The organism is Pasteurella sp. P03HT (assembly GCF_054052285.1).
Genome location: NZ_JBSIUM010000001.1, coordinates 186081 through 201702, shown reverse-complemented (window position 1 = coordinate 201702; position 15622 = coordinate 186081). Strand labels below are relative to the sequence as shown.

Below are 15622 nucleotides of genomic sequence, written 5' to 3'. Positions count from 1 at the left end.
AGAAAAAGGCAAGAGGTTAGATTATTGATAAGATTTGCTAAATTTTATCGGGAAGTGAGCGCTTGTTTTTATTCCTTAAATTGACATCGACAAATAGTCTCGTCTAAACTTGCTTTAAAATTCAAGTTGTTAATATCTCTTTTGGAGTAATATATGAACACTATATTAAATAGCCTAGAACAATACTTTGAGCAGGCTTGTGATCAACATCCACAACTGCAATATCTCCGTTCACAATGGGGGTTTGATAAAGAGTTAATTAGTAAAGCTCTTCAAAATGTAGGTCATATTTTCCCACATTATAGTCGTCATGATGTATCACATTCAAAGCAGATTATTATCAATATTGAACGATTATTAGGAGATAAAATTCAATATTTAACAGCCACAGATATGTGGTTGATACTTGAAGCAGCATATTCACATGATATAGGAATGGTTATTACTCAAAAACAAATTGAAGATATGAATTCTCCTGCATTCAATGATTTTGTTCAGAAATTAGCGTTAGATGAAAAGAATGAATTATCTTCTTTTGCAAAAAAATGGATAAAAGATGAAGCAGTTCTACCACAAAAAGCAAAAGCACATGACTTTTTCCAGCAATATATTCAGCTATTAGCAGAATGGTATCGTCGTAAACACCCTATAAATTCAGCAAATATTGTTAGAAACCCGTGGGAAGAAATAGGATTAGACTCTTCAAGAAATGAACTTATTCCAAAACGTTTGTTTAATATTTTAGCTAAAATTTGTAAAGCTCACGGAGATAGTTTTGTGCAAATGCTAAAAGAGCTTCCTAAGGCAGAAGCAGGGTTAGGAACGGAAGATTGCCATCCATTATATGTTGCATGTCTACTTAGAATGGGGGATCTACTTGATATTGATGATAACCGATTCTGCCCTGTTATGATAGCGATGTGTAGCCATAATTTACCTTCATTAAGCCAAGCGCATCGGGATAAACATCTTTCAGTTCAACACTTTCGCCTAGATTCAGAACGCATTGAAGTTGAATGTGCTTGTCCAACTCCAGAATCTTATGAAGCTGCGTTTGATTGGTTCAAATGGTTAAAAATAGAATACCACAATCAAACTCAACATTGGGATCAAATAGTACCGAGTAAACAGCTTGGCAGGCTTCCAACCTTAATGAGTCCTAAAGTAACTATTCAGCACCCATATATCATTATTGAAGAAGGAAAAAAACCATCTTTTCAGCTTAATAAAGAAAGCATACTAAATTTAGTCAGAGGTTCTGGTTTATATAGTTCTCGTTTTGACAGTATCCGAGAAATATTACAAAATGCGGTTGATTCAACTCTTCACCGTATTTGGATTGAAAATAAAAATATATATGATTTTTCTAATCTTTCACCAATTGATGAAAATTATCTTAAACTCATAGAGAAATATAAAATTCAAGTTAATTTTGAACCCAAAAAACTTAATGATGATATATGGGTTTTAACCGTTAAAGATAAAGGTATAGGTGTTAGTCTTAATGATTTAAGATTTATGTTAGATATTGGTAGTACAAAATATAATAGTGAGAAACAAAAAAGATTAAATGAAATGCCAATGTGGTTTAGACCATCTGGTGCTTTTGGTATTGGACTACAAAGTGCATTTTTATTAGCTGATGAATTTCATATTACAAGTACATCTATGATTGATAGAAGATGTTTTGAAATACACTTTCATAAATATCAAGGCATTAGCATTAAGGAGATAGAGTATTCTGAGTTTAATTCTTTTGGGTGTGAGTTCAAGATAGATATTAAAGTAGAAAAACTTCCTAAAAGCTATAGCTATTCTCATCAGAATGAAATGTATGCAGAGATTAGTAGTAGGCTCAATAAATATGATATTACCAATTCTGAGTTTAGATTGGATTTCGTTGAGACTATGTCTATTCTAGGCCAAATAATAGAATTTAGTCGTAATTCTCCTGTTAAAATAGAGCTGCTTACTTATAAGAATGAGGTTTTAAATAAAAATATAGATTCTTCCTATTGGGATGAAAAGGAAAATATTATGTTATTTAATATTTCATTCGGAGACTTCTATGTGCCTCGTGTAGATACATTTTTTAGAGGACAGAAATTTTCAGATTTTTCAATATCTGTTCCGTGTGTGTATTGTGGAGTGGATATTTATTCCGAGACTGCGGATAATTTTCTTAGTTATAATAGAGAGAAAATTTTATCCACTAGTCGCTCTAGTGCAGTTAAGAAAATTCATAAAGTTATTAAAAACTATATTATGAGAAATTTTGATAAAATTCCAGATGATAAAAAACCTTTTGCAGCTCTCAGTTATTATTGTATCTCTGATGAAATGGAAATTCCAGAATCAAGCATCATTAATAAGATCAATGATGTTGATATTCAAGATTCATATAATCTAGAAGAACTGATAAATAAAATTAAGCAGAATCCGTGTGAGGAAAATATTGTTTTTATAGATGGAGATTATCATAATGAATTTCTTGAAGAGCAGACCATAAGAAATTATACAAGGAGAAATTTATTACACTTTCTGCTTTTGAGTATTACAAAATCAAATATTTTTTATTCTATTGATAAAGAAAAAATCGAGAAGGATTATGGATCTAATGTTGAATATGTTGATAAATTTACATATAGTTTTGATGAAAATGATCTTCTCCCTGTGTCAGAAAAATATTTGGTAGAAATTATTAAAGAAAAGAAAAAATCTAACAGACTTGGATGTAGATTGTTTTTTCCGGCCTGGGGAAAATATAGGGCATTATCTATAAACTCTGAAGGTTTTCATTATGGTGATATATTTAGATATATTTCATATAAAGATGATTTTTTGATCTTACCTATTGATTTTAAAAATGATATTACTGATGAAAAATTCTTTGATAGCTCTGAGAATCTCATAAATTGGATATATGACAACAAAAAACAAGATTACCTTAGTAAAGAAGACATTAATATCCTAATTAAGGATCTAATTGAAGAATTGAAGAAAATATTAGATTCATATATAAATGAAACTGAGTAGTCAAATAAAAGATAAGGCGGGTTAAAACCCGCCATTACATTAGGTTTTTTCAGTCTGAGGTTTCATATCCTACTTCATCGCCACACTCAACCATTTGCGCATTGTCACTTCATCCCAACCTTTGCCTTTGGCGTAGTCTAACGCTTGGTCTTGGTCACGCAGACTAGTATCATAGATGAAATTGTAAACTTTACTATCCCTCATCAACCGCACAAATAGAAATATTCCACTTACGAGCAATTTCTCGAATACATTCATATCCTTCAAAAGAGAAAATCATAAACAAGCAACTGTCATTGCCGTTCCAATAGTTACAAAGAGTGTAATTTTGTTGAGCAAGTGCTTGTTGAACGTAAGGGTAGAGTGCATCATTATAGGTTTCTTCAGGGCATTCGAGTTTGATTTTATTGGTCAACATACTATTGACAGCATCTTCCAATTCTTCCGCATCAAATTTCCAATCGGTCAATTTAGAAAGGGCTTGTTGTTCGAGAATATCCGCCAAACTTAGGCTCGGATAGAGTTGACTGTCCACAACAAACGCATTTTCATCCCAGTCGAAATATTCATCATAATGTGCGTGCTCAGGATCTGCTGGCAAAATCCCTTTTTCTTGCCAATATAAATACCCATCAGCCCATTCACCTTGTGCTTCAAAAAGGGCTGCAATGTCGTCTATATATTGTTCGATAAACTCATCATCTACGAGTGATAAGCGTAAAAGTTCGGAAAGATCTTGTTTTAATTCGGTGTTCATTTTTAGATACTTTTATCAATTTTTTTATTAATGTGAGGCTTATTTTCTATTTACTTAGCATAATCCCTCGCCCCAAAAATCGCCGTCCCAATTCTCACCATTGTTGAGCCACATTTAATCGCACTTGGCATATCATCAGTCATTCCCATTGAAAGCGTATCAATTTGTGCTTCTGGTAATGTTTGTTTGAGTTGTTCAAATAACGTGTTCATTTGAGTGAAGGCTTGTTCTTGTTTGGCAAGATCGTCTGTTGGGGCTGGGATCGCCATTAAGCCGCGGAGGCATAAGTGCGGTAGGTTTTGAATGTGTTTTGCAAGGTCTAGCATTTCTTCTGGTTGAATGCCCGATTTGCTTTCTTCGTCGCTGATGTTAATTTGGATTAACACATTCAAGGGCTTTTTGTAGTGTGGACGTTGTTCGTTTAAGCGGTCGGCAATTTTTTTGCGGTCGATAGTTTGCATCCAGTCAAAGTTTTCAGCCACTAATTTTGTTTTATTGGATTGTAGTGGGCCGATGAAATGCCACTCGAGTGTGATGTTTTGTTTCTCGAAGTATTGAATTTTTTCCACGCCTTCTTGCACATAATTTTCGCCGAAAGCCGTTTGTCCAGCTTGATAGGCTTGATAGATAGCTTCGACAGGTTTTGTTTTCGAAACGGCTAATAATTTGACCGCACTTTCAGGGCGGTTTATTTGGACAGCACATTGGCTGATTTGAGTTCGAATTTGGGTCAAGTTTTGTTGAATTGTCATGGAAAACTGTCCTGCTAAGTCATCGTTTGCAATATGTTTTTCTGTAAAAAATATCCGCTATATTACAAGAACTTGAGGGATTTTAAAAATTTACTGTTTTTTTTCATTTTCTGTTTGACAACCTCAGTAAATTTCGGTATTTCTTACGCATTCTTTTTTATTTTTAACCAATATGATGAATAAACGCACTACTGTAACGATGATTATGATGACTACCACCATTATTACGATTAATGGTGCGGGTTAGTGCGTAGAAAATAGATCACATTACACCAAACCCGTACTCAGTAAAAAGTGCGGGTTTTTTTATGAAATTTTTACCATATTTTTAAAATTCACAACATCGAGGAGAGTTTATTATGCGTGTATTAAAGTTCGGGGGAACGTCGTTAGCGAATCCAGCGCGTTTTTCGCAGGCGGCACAACTTATCGAAAAAGCCCATTTTGAAGAACAAGCCGCCGGCGTGTTATCTGCTCCAGCCAAAATTACGAATCATCTTGTCGCCCTTTCTGAAAAAGCCAGTTTAAATCAACCCACCGATTCTCATTTCAATGAAGCGTTAGATATTTTCTATAACATTATTCATGGTTTATATGAAGAAAATAATCATTTTGATCTTGAAGGGACAAAAGCATTAATTGAGGCAGAATTTGCACAAATCAAAGAGGTTTTAGAACAAATTCGCCAACAAGGTTCTGTGTCAGATGCTGTGAAAGCGACGATTGATTGTCGTGGCGAAAAATTATCAATTGCGATGATGAAAGCGTGGTTTGAAGCGCGTGGTTATGATGTAACGGTGATAAACCCCGTCGAAAAACTTTTAGCGCATGGCGGTTATTTAGAGTCTTCCGTTGATCTTGATGCCTCAGAAAAACGTGTCGATGCAAAATCAATCCCTACTAAAAATGTAGTATTAATGGCAGGCTTTACAGCAGGGAATGAGAAAGGGGAATTGGTTTTACTGGGACGTAATGGGTCGGATTATTCTGCGGCATGTTTAGCGGCTTGCTTGGGGGCGAGCGCATGTGAGATCTGGACTGATGTAGATGGCGTGTTTACTTGTGATCCACGTTTAGTACCTGATGCACGTTTATTACCAAGCCTTTCTTATCGTGAAGCGATGGAGCTCTCTTATTTCGGCGCAAAAGTGATTCATCCACGTACAATTGGTCCTTTGGTGCAAAAAAATATTCCTTGTTTAATTAAAAATACAGGCAACCCTTCTGCGCCAGGCTCGATTATCGATGGCAATGTGACATCGGAGCAACTGCAAGTCAAAGGTATTACGAATTTGGATAATGTTGCGATGTTCAACGTGTCAGGTCCTGGTATGCAAGGTATGGTTGGTATGGCTTCGCGTGTTTTCTCTGCGATGTCAAATGCGGGAGTCTCTGTCATTTTAATTACGCAATCCTCATCAGAATACAGTATCAGTTTTTGTGTGCCAGCCAAATCGGTTGAGGTGGCAAAACTGACGTTAGAAAAAGAATTTGAACAAGAATTAAGAGTAAATGCGCTGGAGCCAATTGAGGTGATTCGCGATTTATCGATTATTTCAGTGGTAGGTGATGGCATGAAGCAAGCGAAAGGCATCGCAGCGCGTTTCTTCTCAGCACTTGCTCAAGCCAATATTAGTATTGTGGCTATCGCACAAGGGTCTTCTGAGCGTTCTATTTCTGCGGTAGTTTCGTTAAATAAAGCGATCGAAGCGGTGAAAGCGACGCATCAAGCATTATTTAATAATAAAAAGGTTGTTGACGTTTTTTTGGTCGGCGTGGGTGGTGTCGGAGGTCAGCTGATTGAGCAAATTAAAAGTCAGAAAGCTTATTTAGCCAAAAAAGACATTGAAATTCGTGTTTGTGCGATTGCTAATTCCAATAAAATGTTGTTGAAAGCAGATGGTTTATGTTTAGAAAATTGGCAAACGGATTTAGAAAATGCGACTCAGCCGTCTGATTTTGATGTGTTATTGTCATTTATTAAATTACATCATGTTGTGAATCCTGTTTTTGTGGATTGTACGTCGGCAGAATCTGTGTCAGGTTTGTATGTGAGAGCGCTGTCGGAGGGATTTCATGTAGTGACGCCAAATAAAAAAGCGAATACACGAGAGATGGCGTATTACAATGCATTACGTGAGCAAGCGCGTAATAACCAACGCAAATTCCTGTATGACACTAACGTAGGGGCAGGTTTACCAGTGATTGAAAACTTGCAGAATTTGTTAGCTGCAGGCGATGAAGTCGTTAAATTTAACGGGATCTTATCTGGCTCGCTTTCTTTTATTTTTGGTGAGTTAGAAAATGGTCTTTCTTTATCCGAAGCGACCGCACTTGCGCGTGAAAAAGGCTTTACTGAGCCTGACCCTCGTGATGATTTATCAGGACAAGATGTGGCACGGAAATTATTGATTTTGGCGCGTGAAACAGGATTACAACTTGAACTGGCTGATGTTGAGGTAGAAAGTGTTTTACCTGCTGGCTTTGCAGAAGGGAAATCTACCGCAGAATTTATGGCAATGTTGCCAGAATTAGATGCACAATTTGCACAACGTGTTGCTCAAGCAAAAGCGAAAGGCTGTGTGTTACGTTATGTTGGACAAATTGAAAACGGAAAATGTCAGGTATCGATTCGAGAAGTTGAAGAAGAGGATCCGCTGTATAAAGTGAAAAATGGTGAAAATGCGTTAGCGTTCTATACGCGTTATTATCAACCCGCACCATTGCTTTTACGTGGATACGGTGCGGGTAATGCAGTAACTGCAGCAGGTATTTTTGCCGACATTTTAAGAACATTACAAAACTAATCGGTTATTAATCAAATGGAAAATAAGATGCTTAGAATTTATGCACCAGCATCCAGTGCAAATTTAAGTGTGGGCTTTGATACATTGGGGGCGGCAGTGTCCCCAATTGATGGCTCATTGCTAGGTGATGTGGTGCAAATTGAATCTATTCCAAGTGGATTCGAGCTAGAAAGTGCGGGTTATTTTGTGCGTAAATTGCCAAAAGAACCACAAAAAAACATTGTTTATCAGGCATATGTTTTATTTAGCGAGCGTTTAAAATTACGTGGTACGCAAGTGCGTCCATTGCGTTTAACCTTAGAAAAAAATATGCCGATTGGTTCTGGTTTAGGATCCAGTGCGTGTTCTATCGTGGCGGCGTTAGTAGCGTTAAATCAATTCCATCAAGAACCATTTTCTAAAATGGAATTGTTAGAGATGATGGGCGAGTTAGAAGGGCGTATTTCGGGGTCAATTCACTATGATAACGTAGCGCCTTGCTATTTAGGTGGCGTGCAATTAATGGTGCAATCACTGGGCAATATTTGTCAAACACTACCATTTTTTGATGAATGGTATTGGGTGTTGGCTTACCCTGGGATTGAAGTGTCAACGGCAGAAGCGCGCGCTATTTTACCGAAAAGCTATACTCGTCAAGATGTGATTGCACAAGCGCGCCATTTAGGGAGCTTTGTTCACGCCTGCCATACTAAACAAGCACAACTTTCTGCCTTAATGATGAAAGACGTAATTGCTGAACCTTATCGTGAAGCGTTATTACCAAATTTTGCCGACGTGAAACAAGCAACTCGTGATTTAGGCGCGTTAGCAACGGGGATTTCAGGCTCAGGCCCGACGATTTTTGCCATTGCACCAGATTTAGCCACTGCAATGAAATTATCAACCTATTTAGAACATCATTACTTGCAAAACAATGAAGGCTTTGTGCATATTTGTAAAGTGGACAACCAAGGTGCGAGAGCGCTCGATTAATTGAAAAACGGAAAACAATATGAATTTATACAACATCAAACACCCTGAAGAACAAGTGAATTTTGCACAAGCTGTCCGTCAAGGTTTGGGTAAGAACCAAGGCTTATTTTTCCCTGAAAACATACCGCACTTTGATGACATTGACAGCTTACTTGCATTGCCATTAGTTGAGCGTAGCCAAAAAATTCTTGGTGCATTAATTGGAGATGAAATTGCGGAAAGTCAATTAGCACAAATGGTGAAAAATGCGTTTACGTTCCCCGCGCCAGTGGTAAAAGTAGAAGAGGGGGTTTATGCACTTGAGTTATTTCACGGTCCAACGTTAGCTTTTAAAGACTTTGGTGGGCGCTTTATGGCGCAAGCGTTAGCGACTGTGCGTGGTGACGGTAAAATCACGATCCTAACTGCAACTTCTGGTGACACAGGTGCAGCAGTTGCACACGCATTTTATGGCTTAGAAAATATCGACGTGGTGATTTTATACCCACAAGGAAAAATCAGCCCACTACAAGAAAAATTATTCTGTACATTAGGCGGCAATATTCGCACTGTGGCAATTAAAGGGGATTTTGATGATTGCCAAGCTTTAGTAAAACAAGCATTTGATGATGCAGAATTACGTCAAGCGATTGGGTTAAACTCGGCAAACTCAATTAATATCAGCCGTTTGTTAGCGCAAGTTTGTTATTACTTTGAAGCAGTAGCACAATTGCCGAAAGACGCTCGTGACAATGTAGTAGTGTCTGTACCAAGTGGTAACTTTGGTAACTTAACAGCCGGTTTAATTGCTAAATCACTGGGTTTACCAATTAAGCGTTTTGTGGCTTCAACCAACGTGAATGATACGGTTCCTCGCTATTTACGCAGTGGAAATTGGCAACCAAATGACACTGTTGCGACCTTATCTAATGCAATGGACGTAAGCCGTCCAAATAACTGGCCACGTGTTGAAGAATTATTTAAGCGTAACGGTTGGGCATTGTCAGACTTACATTCAGATGCCGTCAATGACAGTGAAACGGAAGAAACTTTAAAACAAATGCACGAAAAAGGGTATTTATGTGAGCCACATGGTGCGGTTGCTTATCGTGTATTAAAACAAGATCTTCAAGCGGGCGAAACAGGTTTATTCCTTTGCACTGCACACCCTGCGAAATTTAAAGAAAGTGTAGAACGCATTTTGGATCTTGAATTAGACCTGCCAGAAGCGTTAGCAAAACACGCTGTATTGCCATTACTTTCTGATGTGATGGAAAATGATTTTACTCAATTAAGACGCTATTTGCTTGGATAATAGGCTCACCTCTCCTGTAGTATGTGACAGGAGAGGTCATTTTTCTCTTCAGAGATAGTAATGGGCGGTGTAATATTGCAAAATGACAGCCTGTTTTATTACAAACGCGCTAGAGATTGTTACATGACCACATTCATTGCCTACGGTAATATTCATCAACCCTATCCTTTAGACACCATCCCGCCAGAATTATTGACGGAAAAATTACGTCAGCCTATTAAAAGCCTGAACACGCGTGTGAAGATTCGCCATCGTTGTCGTTGGGTCGCACATTTTTTATTGTGGCAACTCCTCAAAATGTCAGAAAAACCTACCGCACTTTTGAAACATATTGATTACAGTGAAAGTGGGCGCCCGCAGTTGCCGGTGGAAGAGATTGACTTTAACATTAGTCATTCGGGGGATTGGGTGGCAGTGATTTTGAATGTGAATGCAGAAGGACGAAGTGCTGTTGGGATTGATATTGAGTGTCCGAACAAACCGCGTGATTTTTCGGCGTTATTAGCTCATTTTGCTCCCAAAGCTGAACAAGCTTGGTTTTTACAGCAAGCTTCTCCTCAGGATGCTTTTTATTTGACCTGGTGTTTGCGTGAGGCTGTGTTGAAATCACAAGGGATAGGAATCGTGAAATTAGCCGAAGTGAAGCACGATCCCATTTTACGTCAGATTCACTCAACGTATTGCCCTGCAGGTCAATTAGTGTTTACGCAGGCACTCCCTTTTTATTTGGCTTTTTTTGTTAACAGCGAAACGCCAATCAGCTATCAATGTATGGTGTGGCATGAACAAGGGTTTAAGCCTGTGTCATTACACCAAACCGTGCACTATGTGGTTAACCCATGCTAACAATAATGATGACGGTTAGTAAAACATGCATATTGGCAAGGTGATGTAGATGATTTTCTCTTACGCACTTTAAATCATAAAAAATATCCCCATTTAGTAGTGGGTTTCGTTAGACTTCACAACATATTTTGTTTAGACTGTTAAAATTTGTTTAAGCAAGTAACAATTTTTTGACAAATGGAGAACGTAATGTCATTGAACGGTTCAGATCAAGATCCTTGGGGTAAGCCAGGACAAAAAAAGCCTGAAAATCATCGTCCTGATCACAACGAGGGAGAACAGCCGAGTTGGAATGATCATTCGCATGGTAGAAAAGGCAATCAAGAGCAATCTCCTCCTGATATTGAAGAGATGTTTAATAATCTGTTGAAAAAATTAGGGGGGAATGGAAATAAACGCGGTCGTTCAAATTCAGGCGGTTCGTTTAATTTCGGTAAATTATTACCAATCGCAGCGGTGATTGGCGCGATTGTGTGGGGAGTCAGTGGTTTCTACACAGTGAAAGAGGCTGAGCGCGGCGTAGTTATGCGTTTTGGTGAGTTGCACTCAATTGTACAACCAGGTTTAAACTGGAAACCGACTTTTATTGATCGTGTGATTCCAGTTAACGTGGAACAAGTGAAAGAGTTGAGAACGCAAGGTTCGATGTTAACCCAAGATGAGAACATGGTAAAAGTAGAAATGACAGTACAATACCGCGTTCATGATCCAGCAAAATATTTATTTAGTGTAACCAATGCGGATGACAGTTTGAATCAGGCGACTGACAGCGCATTACGTTATGTCATTGGTCATATGTCGATGGATGATATTCTGACGACAGGGCGTTCAGTGGTACGTGAAAATACGTGGAAAACCTTAAATAATATCATTGAACCTTACAATATGGGCCTTGAAGTAGTTGATGTAAACTTCCAATCAGCTCGTCCGCCAGAAGAAGTGAAAGATGCATTTGATGATGCTATTAAAGCACAAGAAGATGAACAACGTTATATTCGTGAAGCTGAAGCTTATGCACGTGAACGTGAACCAATTGCGCGTGGTGATGCACAACGTATTTTAGAAGAAGCAACGGCGTATAAAGATCGTGTCGTATTAGATGCCAAAGGGGAAGTAGAGCGTTTTGAGCGTTTATTACCAGAATTTAAAGCCGCACCAGAGCTATTACGTGAGCGTTTGTATATTCAAACAATGGAAAAAGTAATGGCGTCTACCCCTAAAGTAATGTTAGATGCAAATAGTGGCAATAACCTAACGGTTTTACCACTTGAACAAATTTTAAAAGGACAAGCGAGCAAAACTCATGCTGCACAAAATCCTGTAGAGGAGTCGCGTCCAGTTCCTGTTATTCGTGTTGAAACACCGTCGGCGCCATCGACTTCATTACCTTCAACAAGACAAGAGACAGTTCGTCAAGGGAGATTTAATTAATGCGTAAGTTTTTAACCCCAGCGATTCTTGTTATTGCTGCTGTTTTATATTCGAGTGTGGTCATTGTATCAGAAGGAACGCGTGGCATTATGTTGCGTTTTAGCAAAGTCCACCGTGACGCTGATAACAAAGTGGTCGTGTATAATCCAGGCTTACATTTCAAGATTCCTTTTATCGACTCTATCAAAATTTTAGATGCTCGTATTCGTACACTCGATGGTCAAGCTGATCGTTTTGTGACGGTTGAGAAAAAAGACTTACTTGTGGATTCTTATGTGAAGTGGCGTATTAGTGATTTCGGGCGTTTTTATACTGCAACAGGGGGCGGTGATTATGCTCAAGCTTCTAACTTGTTGCGCCGTAAAGTGAATGACCGTTTACGTTCAGAAATTGGTTCACGTACGATTAAAGACATTGTTTCTGGTACACGTGGTGAATTAATGGATGGGGCACGTAAAGCTTTAAATACGGGCGCGGATAGTACCGCTGAACTGGGAATTGAAGTGGTTGATGTACGAGTAAAACAAATCAATTTACCAGATGAAGTATCCTCATCAATTTATCAGCGTATGCGTGCTGAGCGAGATGCTGTTGCACGTGAACACCGTTCACAAGGTCGTGAGAAAGCCGCATTTATTCAAGCGGATGTGGATCGTAAAGTCACGTTAATTTTAGCGAATGCAAACCGTGCCGCGCAAGAGTTACGAGGCTCTGGTGATGCGACCGCAGCTAAAGTGTTTTCTGACGCTTTTTCGCAAGAACCACAATTTTATAGTTTCTTGAGAAGTTTAAAGGCTTACGAAAGCAGCTTTGCAAATTCAGAAAATATGATGATTTTAAAACCAGATAGTGAGTTCTTCCGCTTTATGCAGGCTCCTACGAAGTAATCGGGTCATAAATAAAAAAGCGTGAGAAAAATACTCACGCTTTTTTATTGTCATGATGACGCATCTAACATTATGGTTTTTAAATATTGAAAGATGTCTCGATAAGCCTTAGGTGGTTTATTTTGTTCTTTTTCTTTTTGTGCGGCACGGATTAAATTGCGTAAATGCTGGCGATCCGCGTCAGGATGTTCGGCTAAAAATTGAGTTAATACCTCATTATCAGCAATTAATGTATCACGTAGCATTTCCAGTTTGTGTAACATAGCTTGCTGCTGGTTATGTTTATTTTCTAGCTTTTCTAGGGCATCTTGAATAGGTTCTGCCTCTATATTACGTAATAACTTTCCAATGTATTGTAATTGGCGACGCTTCGCTTCTTTTTGTAATCGTTGTGCGAGCTCAATTGCTTCAAGTAATTTCTCATCAAGTGGGATTTTGTCTAACTTGGCTTTATTGAGGTTGACCAGTTTTTCCCCGAGTTTTTTTAATGCTTCGGCATCGCGTTTGATTTCACTTTTACTTACCCAAATAATTTCTTCTTGCTCTTCTGCATCCCAATTGGTGTTATCCCAATCAATGCTATTTTTGCCACGCTTTGCCATTTTCTTTCCTTTAATCTTACAAAATTCAGCGAACATTTTAGCATGAAATTTTAAAATAGGATAAAATGCCCCAAATTTGTTTGAAGGAAGTAAGATGAAAAATACTGAACAATCCACCGCACTTTTAATGCAGCAAGAACAAGCGTTACGTGATGCGGTCAGTTATGCGGTTGACGTGGCACAAAAAGCAGGTGCAACAGCGGAAGTGGCGGTCACCAAAGTGAGTGGCTTATCCGTTTCTACACGTTTACAAGAAGTTGAGAATGTTGAATTTAATAATGATGGTGCTTTGGGCATTTCTGTGTATTTAGGTCAGCAAAAGGGGAATGCGTCTACTTCTGACTTAAGTCATGGGGCAATTAAGAATGCTGTCGAGGCGGCATTAGCGATTGCAAAGTATACGTCAGCCGATGATTGTGCGGGGCTAGCAGAACGTGAATTAATGGCGTTTGATGCCCCTGATTTAGATTTGTATCATGCTGCCGAGATGGATGTGGATCGTGCATTAACACTGGCACTTGCAGCAGAGCAAGCCGCATTGTCATATGATAAACGTATTGTAAATAGCGAAGGAGCTGCGTTTAATTCACATACTGGTGTACGTGTCTATGGTAACAGCTATGGTATGCTACAAAGCTACTTATCTAGCCGTTATTCACTCTCTTGTTCTGTGATAGGTGGGATAGATGAACAGTTAGAACGTGATTATGAATATACTATTTCACGTAATCTGAACCAGCTCGAAAGCGCCACATGGGTGGGGGAAAATTGTGCAAAGAAAACATTATCACGTTTGCAACCACGTAAATTAGCTACACAACATGTTCCCGTAATTTTTGCCAATGATGTAGCGACGGGATTAATTAGTCATTTAACTGCGGCAATTAGTGGTGGCAGTTTATACCGCAAAGCAAGTTTTTTACTTGATCACTTAGGTAAACGCGTATTACCCGAATGGTTTCAGATTAGTGAACGCCCACACTTAATCGGTCAACTTGCTTCTTCTCCTTTCGATAGCGAAGGGGTGCGTACACAAAACCGAGAGATCATTGAACAAGGTATTTTGCAAACTTACCTTTTAACTAGTTATAGCGGTAAAAAATTGGGGATGCAAAGTACAGGGCATGCAGGCGGCATCCATAACTGGTTCGTCAAGCCCAATATGACAGGTGGATTACCTGCATTGCTACGAGAAATGGGGACAGGCCTATTGGTCACCGATTTAATGGGGCAAGGCGTAAATTTAGTGACGGGGGATTATTCACGTGGCGCAGCAGGATTTTGGGTAGAAAACGGTGAAATCCAATATCCTGTAGCAGAAATTACAATTGCCGGTCAGTTAAAAGAGATGTTACGTCATATCGTGGCGGTGTCTGATGACATTGAGCATCGTTCGAATATTCAGACGGGAGCAATTTTACTCGATACATTAAAAGTATCAGGAAATTAATTTTTGAAAATGATAATAATTCTTATTGACAAGAGAAAATAATTTGCTAAGATACACACATCTGTTAGAGATTCAATTGAAAATGATAGAGTAGATCATTTTCAGTCAGGGTCATACTCCAAACAGGTAGAGTAGAAAGTAAATTCGTTAGGGTATTTATAGGCTGAAGGTTTAAACTTCAGCCTTTTTTTTGTAGAATGAGCTTTTATCATCCCTCCTAAATACAAGGTAAACAAAATGAAAAAACATCATGTTGGTATTTTAATCTCGGAAGAAAAAGTTCGTGCTCGCATTCAAGAACTCGGTCGTGAAATTACGCAGTATTACCAACAAAAAGCAGTAGAAAAAGTGATTGTGGTTGGACTGTTACGTGGTTCATTTATGTTTATGGCGGATCTTGTCCGTGAGATTAACTTGCCTGTTGAAATTGAATTTATGACAACATCAAGTTATGGCAGTGGTATGACGACAAATCATGATGTAAAAATTAGCAAAGATCTCGATGGCGATATTAAAGATGAGCATGTCTTAATTGTTGAAGACATCATTGATACAGGGTATACACTGCAAAAAGTCCGCGAGATCTTAAAATTACGCGATCCAGCGTCATTAACCATTTGTACATTGCTAGATAAACCCTCTCGCCGTGAAGTCGATGTGCCAGTTGAGTGGGTTGGCTTTACTATCCCTGACGAATTTGTGGTAGGTTACGGTATTGATTATGCGCAACGTTATCGTAATTTAGGTTACATCGGTCATGTTGTGCTAGAAGAATAAGGTCGTTTTTA

Annotated in this window: 13 protein-coding genes; 9 read left to right on the top strand and 4 right to left on the bottom strand. The window is 38.5% G+C overall.

Going from position 1 to position 15622, the window contains the following annotated elements:
- Nucleotides 1-153: 153 nt before the first annotated feature.
- Complete coding sequence (locus tag ACWIT3_RS00925) at nucleotides 154-3036, top strand: HD domain-containing protein (protein ID WP_457160975.1); 2883 nt, start codon at nucleotides 154-156, stop codon at nucleotides 3034-3036.
- 69 nt (nucleotides 3037-3105) lie between these two features.
- Here the strand turns inward: ACWIT3_RS00925 and ACWIT3_RS00920 are convergent, their stop codons facing one another.
- From ACWIT3_RS00920 to ACWIT3_RS00910, 3 genes are read right to left on the bottom strand one after another with little or no spacing between them, the layout of a single operon-like run.
- Nucleotides 3106-3240 (bottom strand): hypothetical protein, encoded by a 135-nt coding sequence (locus ACWIT3_RS00920; protein ID WP_457161196.1) that lies wholly within the window; start codon nucleotides 3238-3240, stop codon nucleotides 3106-3108.
- Nucleotides 3230-3793 carry a DUF6630 family protein gene (locus ACWIT3_RS00915; protein ID WP_457160974.1) on the bottom strand — a complete coding sequence of 188 codons (564 nt, stop codon included), beginning with the start codon at nucleotides 3791-3793 and terminating at the stop codon, nucleotides 3230-3232. Before ACWIT3_RS00915 ends, ACWIT3_RS00920 begins: the two co-directional genes overlap by 11 nt.
- A 50-nt stretch (nucleotides 3794-3843) precedes the next feature.
- Entirely contained in the window at nucleotides 3844-4545 is a 702-nt protein-coding gene (locus tag ACWIT3_RS00910; RefSeq protein WP_457160973.1) for a YggS family pyridoxal phosphate-dependent enzyme, read from the bottom strand.
- A gap of 359 nt (nucleotides 4546-4904) precedes the next feature.
- Here ACWIT3_RS00910 and thrA point away from each other — a divergent pair, with 359 nt between their 5' ends.
- The 6 genes from thrA (at nucleotide 4905) to hflC (ending at nucleotide 12782) form a co-directional block, all read left to right on the top strand.
- A complete protein-coding gene (gene thrA / locus ACWIT3_RS00905; protein ID WP_457160972.1) occupies nucleotides 4905-7352 on the top strand; it encodes a bifunctional aspartate kinase/homoserine dehydrogenase I in 2448 nt (815 codons plus the stop codon).
- Between the two features lie 27 nt (nucleotides 7353-7379).
- Nucleotides 7380-8324 (top strand): homoserine kinase, encoded by a 945-nt coding sequence (gene thrB, locus ACWIT3_RS00900; protein WP_457160971.1) that lies wholly within the window; start codon nucleotides 7380-7382, stop codon nucleotides 8322-8324.
- A gap of 19 nt (nucleotides 8325-8343) precedes the next feature.
- Nucleotides 8344-9618 (top strand): threonine synthase, encoded by a 1275-nt coding sequence (thrC, locus tag ACWIT3_RS00895; protein WP_457160970.1) that lies wholly within the window; start codon nucleotides 8344-8346, stop codon nucleotides 9616-9618.
- A gap of 123 nt (nucleotides 9619-9741) precedes the next feature.
- Nucleotides 9742-10464: a 4'-phosphopantetheinyl transferase family protein gene (locus tag ACWIT3_RS00890; RefSeq protein WP_457160969.1), complete on the top strand. Its 723-nt coding sequence runs from the start codon at nucleotides 9742-9744 to the stop codon at nucleotides 10462-10464.
- 189 nt (nucleotides 10465-10653) lie between these two features.
- On the top strand, nucleotides 10654-11895 hold the full coding sequence (gene hflK, locus ACWIT3_RS00885; RefSeq protein WP_457160968.1) for an FtsH protease activity modulator HflK: 1242 nt from the start codon (nucleotides 10654-10656) through the stop codon (nucleotides 11893-11895).
- Nucleotides 11895-12782, top strand: a complete 888-nt coding sequence (gene hflC / locus ACWIT3_RS00880; protein WP_046339453.1) for a protease modulator HflC — start codon at nucleotides 11895-11897, stop codon at nucleotides 12780-12782. The genes hflK and hflC overlap by 1 nt, the downstream gene beginning before the upstream one ends.
- Before the next feature lie 50 nt (nucleotides 12783-12832).
- Here hflC and yjgA read toward each other — a convergent pair whose 3' ends face one another.
- Nucleotides 12833-13384 (bottom strand): ribosome biogenesis factor YjgA, encoded by a 552-nt coding sequence (gene yjgA / locus ACWIT3_RS00875; RefSeq protein ID WP_457160967.1) that lies wholly within the window; start codon nucleotides 13382-13384, stop codon nucleotides 12833-12835.
- Nucleotides 13385-13478: 94 nt separating this feature from the next.
- Between yjgA and pmbA the strand changes: the two genes are divergently transcribed.
- Both pmbA and hpt read left to right on the top strand, forming a co-directional pair.
- Nucleotides 13479-14834, top strand: a complete 1356-nt coding sequence (gene pmbA / locus ACWIT3_RS00870) for a metalloprotease PmbA (RefSeq protein WP_457160966.1) — start codon at nucleotides 13479-13481, stop codon at nucleotides 14832-14834.
- 237 nt (nucleotides 14835-15071) lie between these two features.
- On the top strand, nucleotides 15072-15611 hold the full coding sequence (hpt, locus tag ACWIT3_RS00865) for a hypoxanthine phosphoribosyltransferase (RefSeq protein WP_457160965.1): 540 nt from the start codon (nucleotides 15072-15074) through the stop codon (nucleotides 15609-15611).
- Nucleotides 15612-15622: the final 11 nt, after the last annotated feature.

Excerpts from the sequence above, each read along its gene's own strand:
- ACWIT3_RS00925 (WP_457160975.1), top strand. The coding sequence starts at position 154 with ATGAACACTATATTAAATAGCCTAGAACAATACTTTGAGCAGGCTTGT.
- ACWIT3_RS00920 (WP_457161196.1), bottom strand. The coding sequence starts at position 3,240 with ATGAGGGATAGTAAAGTTTACAATTTCATCTATGATACTAGTCTGCGT.
- ACWIT3_RS00915 (WP_457160974.1), bottom strand. The coding sequence starts at position 3,793 with ATGAACACCGAATTAAAACAAGATCTTTCCGAACTTTTACGCTTATCA.
- ACWIT3_RS00910 (WP_457160973.1), bottom strand. The coding sequence starts at position 4,545 with ATGACAATTCAACAAAACTTGACCCAAATTCGAACTCAAATCAGCCAA.
- thrA (WP_457160972.1), top strand. The coding sequence starts at position 4,905 with ATGCGTGTATTAAAGTTCGGGGGAACGTCGTTAGCGAATCCAGCGCGT.
- thrB (WP_457160971.1), top strand. The coding sequence starts at position 7,380 with ATGCTTAGAATTTATGCACCAGCATCCAGTGCAAATTTAAGTGTGGGC.
- thrC (WP_457160970.1), top strand. The coding sequence starts at position 8,344 with ATGAATTTATACAACATCAAACACCCTGAAGAACAAGTGAATTTTGCA.
- ACWIT3_RS00890 (WP_457160969.1), top strand. The coding sequence starts at position 9,742 with ATGACCACATTCATTGCCTACGGTAATATTCATCAACCCTATCCTTTA.
- hflK (WP_457160968.1), top strand. The coding sequence starts at position 10,654 with ATGTCATTGAACGGTTCAGATCAAGATCCTTGGGGTAAGCCAGGACAA.
- hflC (WP_046339453.1), top strand. The coding sequence starts at position 11,895 with ATGCGTAAGTTTTTAACCCCAGCGATTCTTGTTATTGCTGCTGTTTTA.
- yjgA (WP_457160967.1), bottom strand. The coding sequence starts at position 13,384 with ATGGCAAAGCGTGGCAAAAATAGCATTGATTGGGATAACACCAATTGG.
- pmbA (WP_457160966.1), top strand. The coding sequence starts at position 13,479 with ATGAAAAATACTGAACAATCCACCGCACTTTTAATGCAGCAAGAACAA.
- hpt (WP_457160965.1), top strand. The coding sequence starts at position 15,072 with ATGAAAAAACATCATGTTGGTATTTTAATCTCGGAAGAAAAAGTTCGT.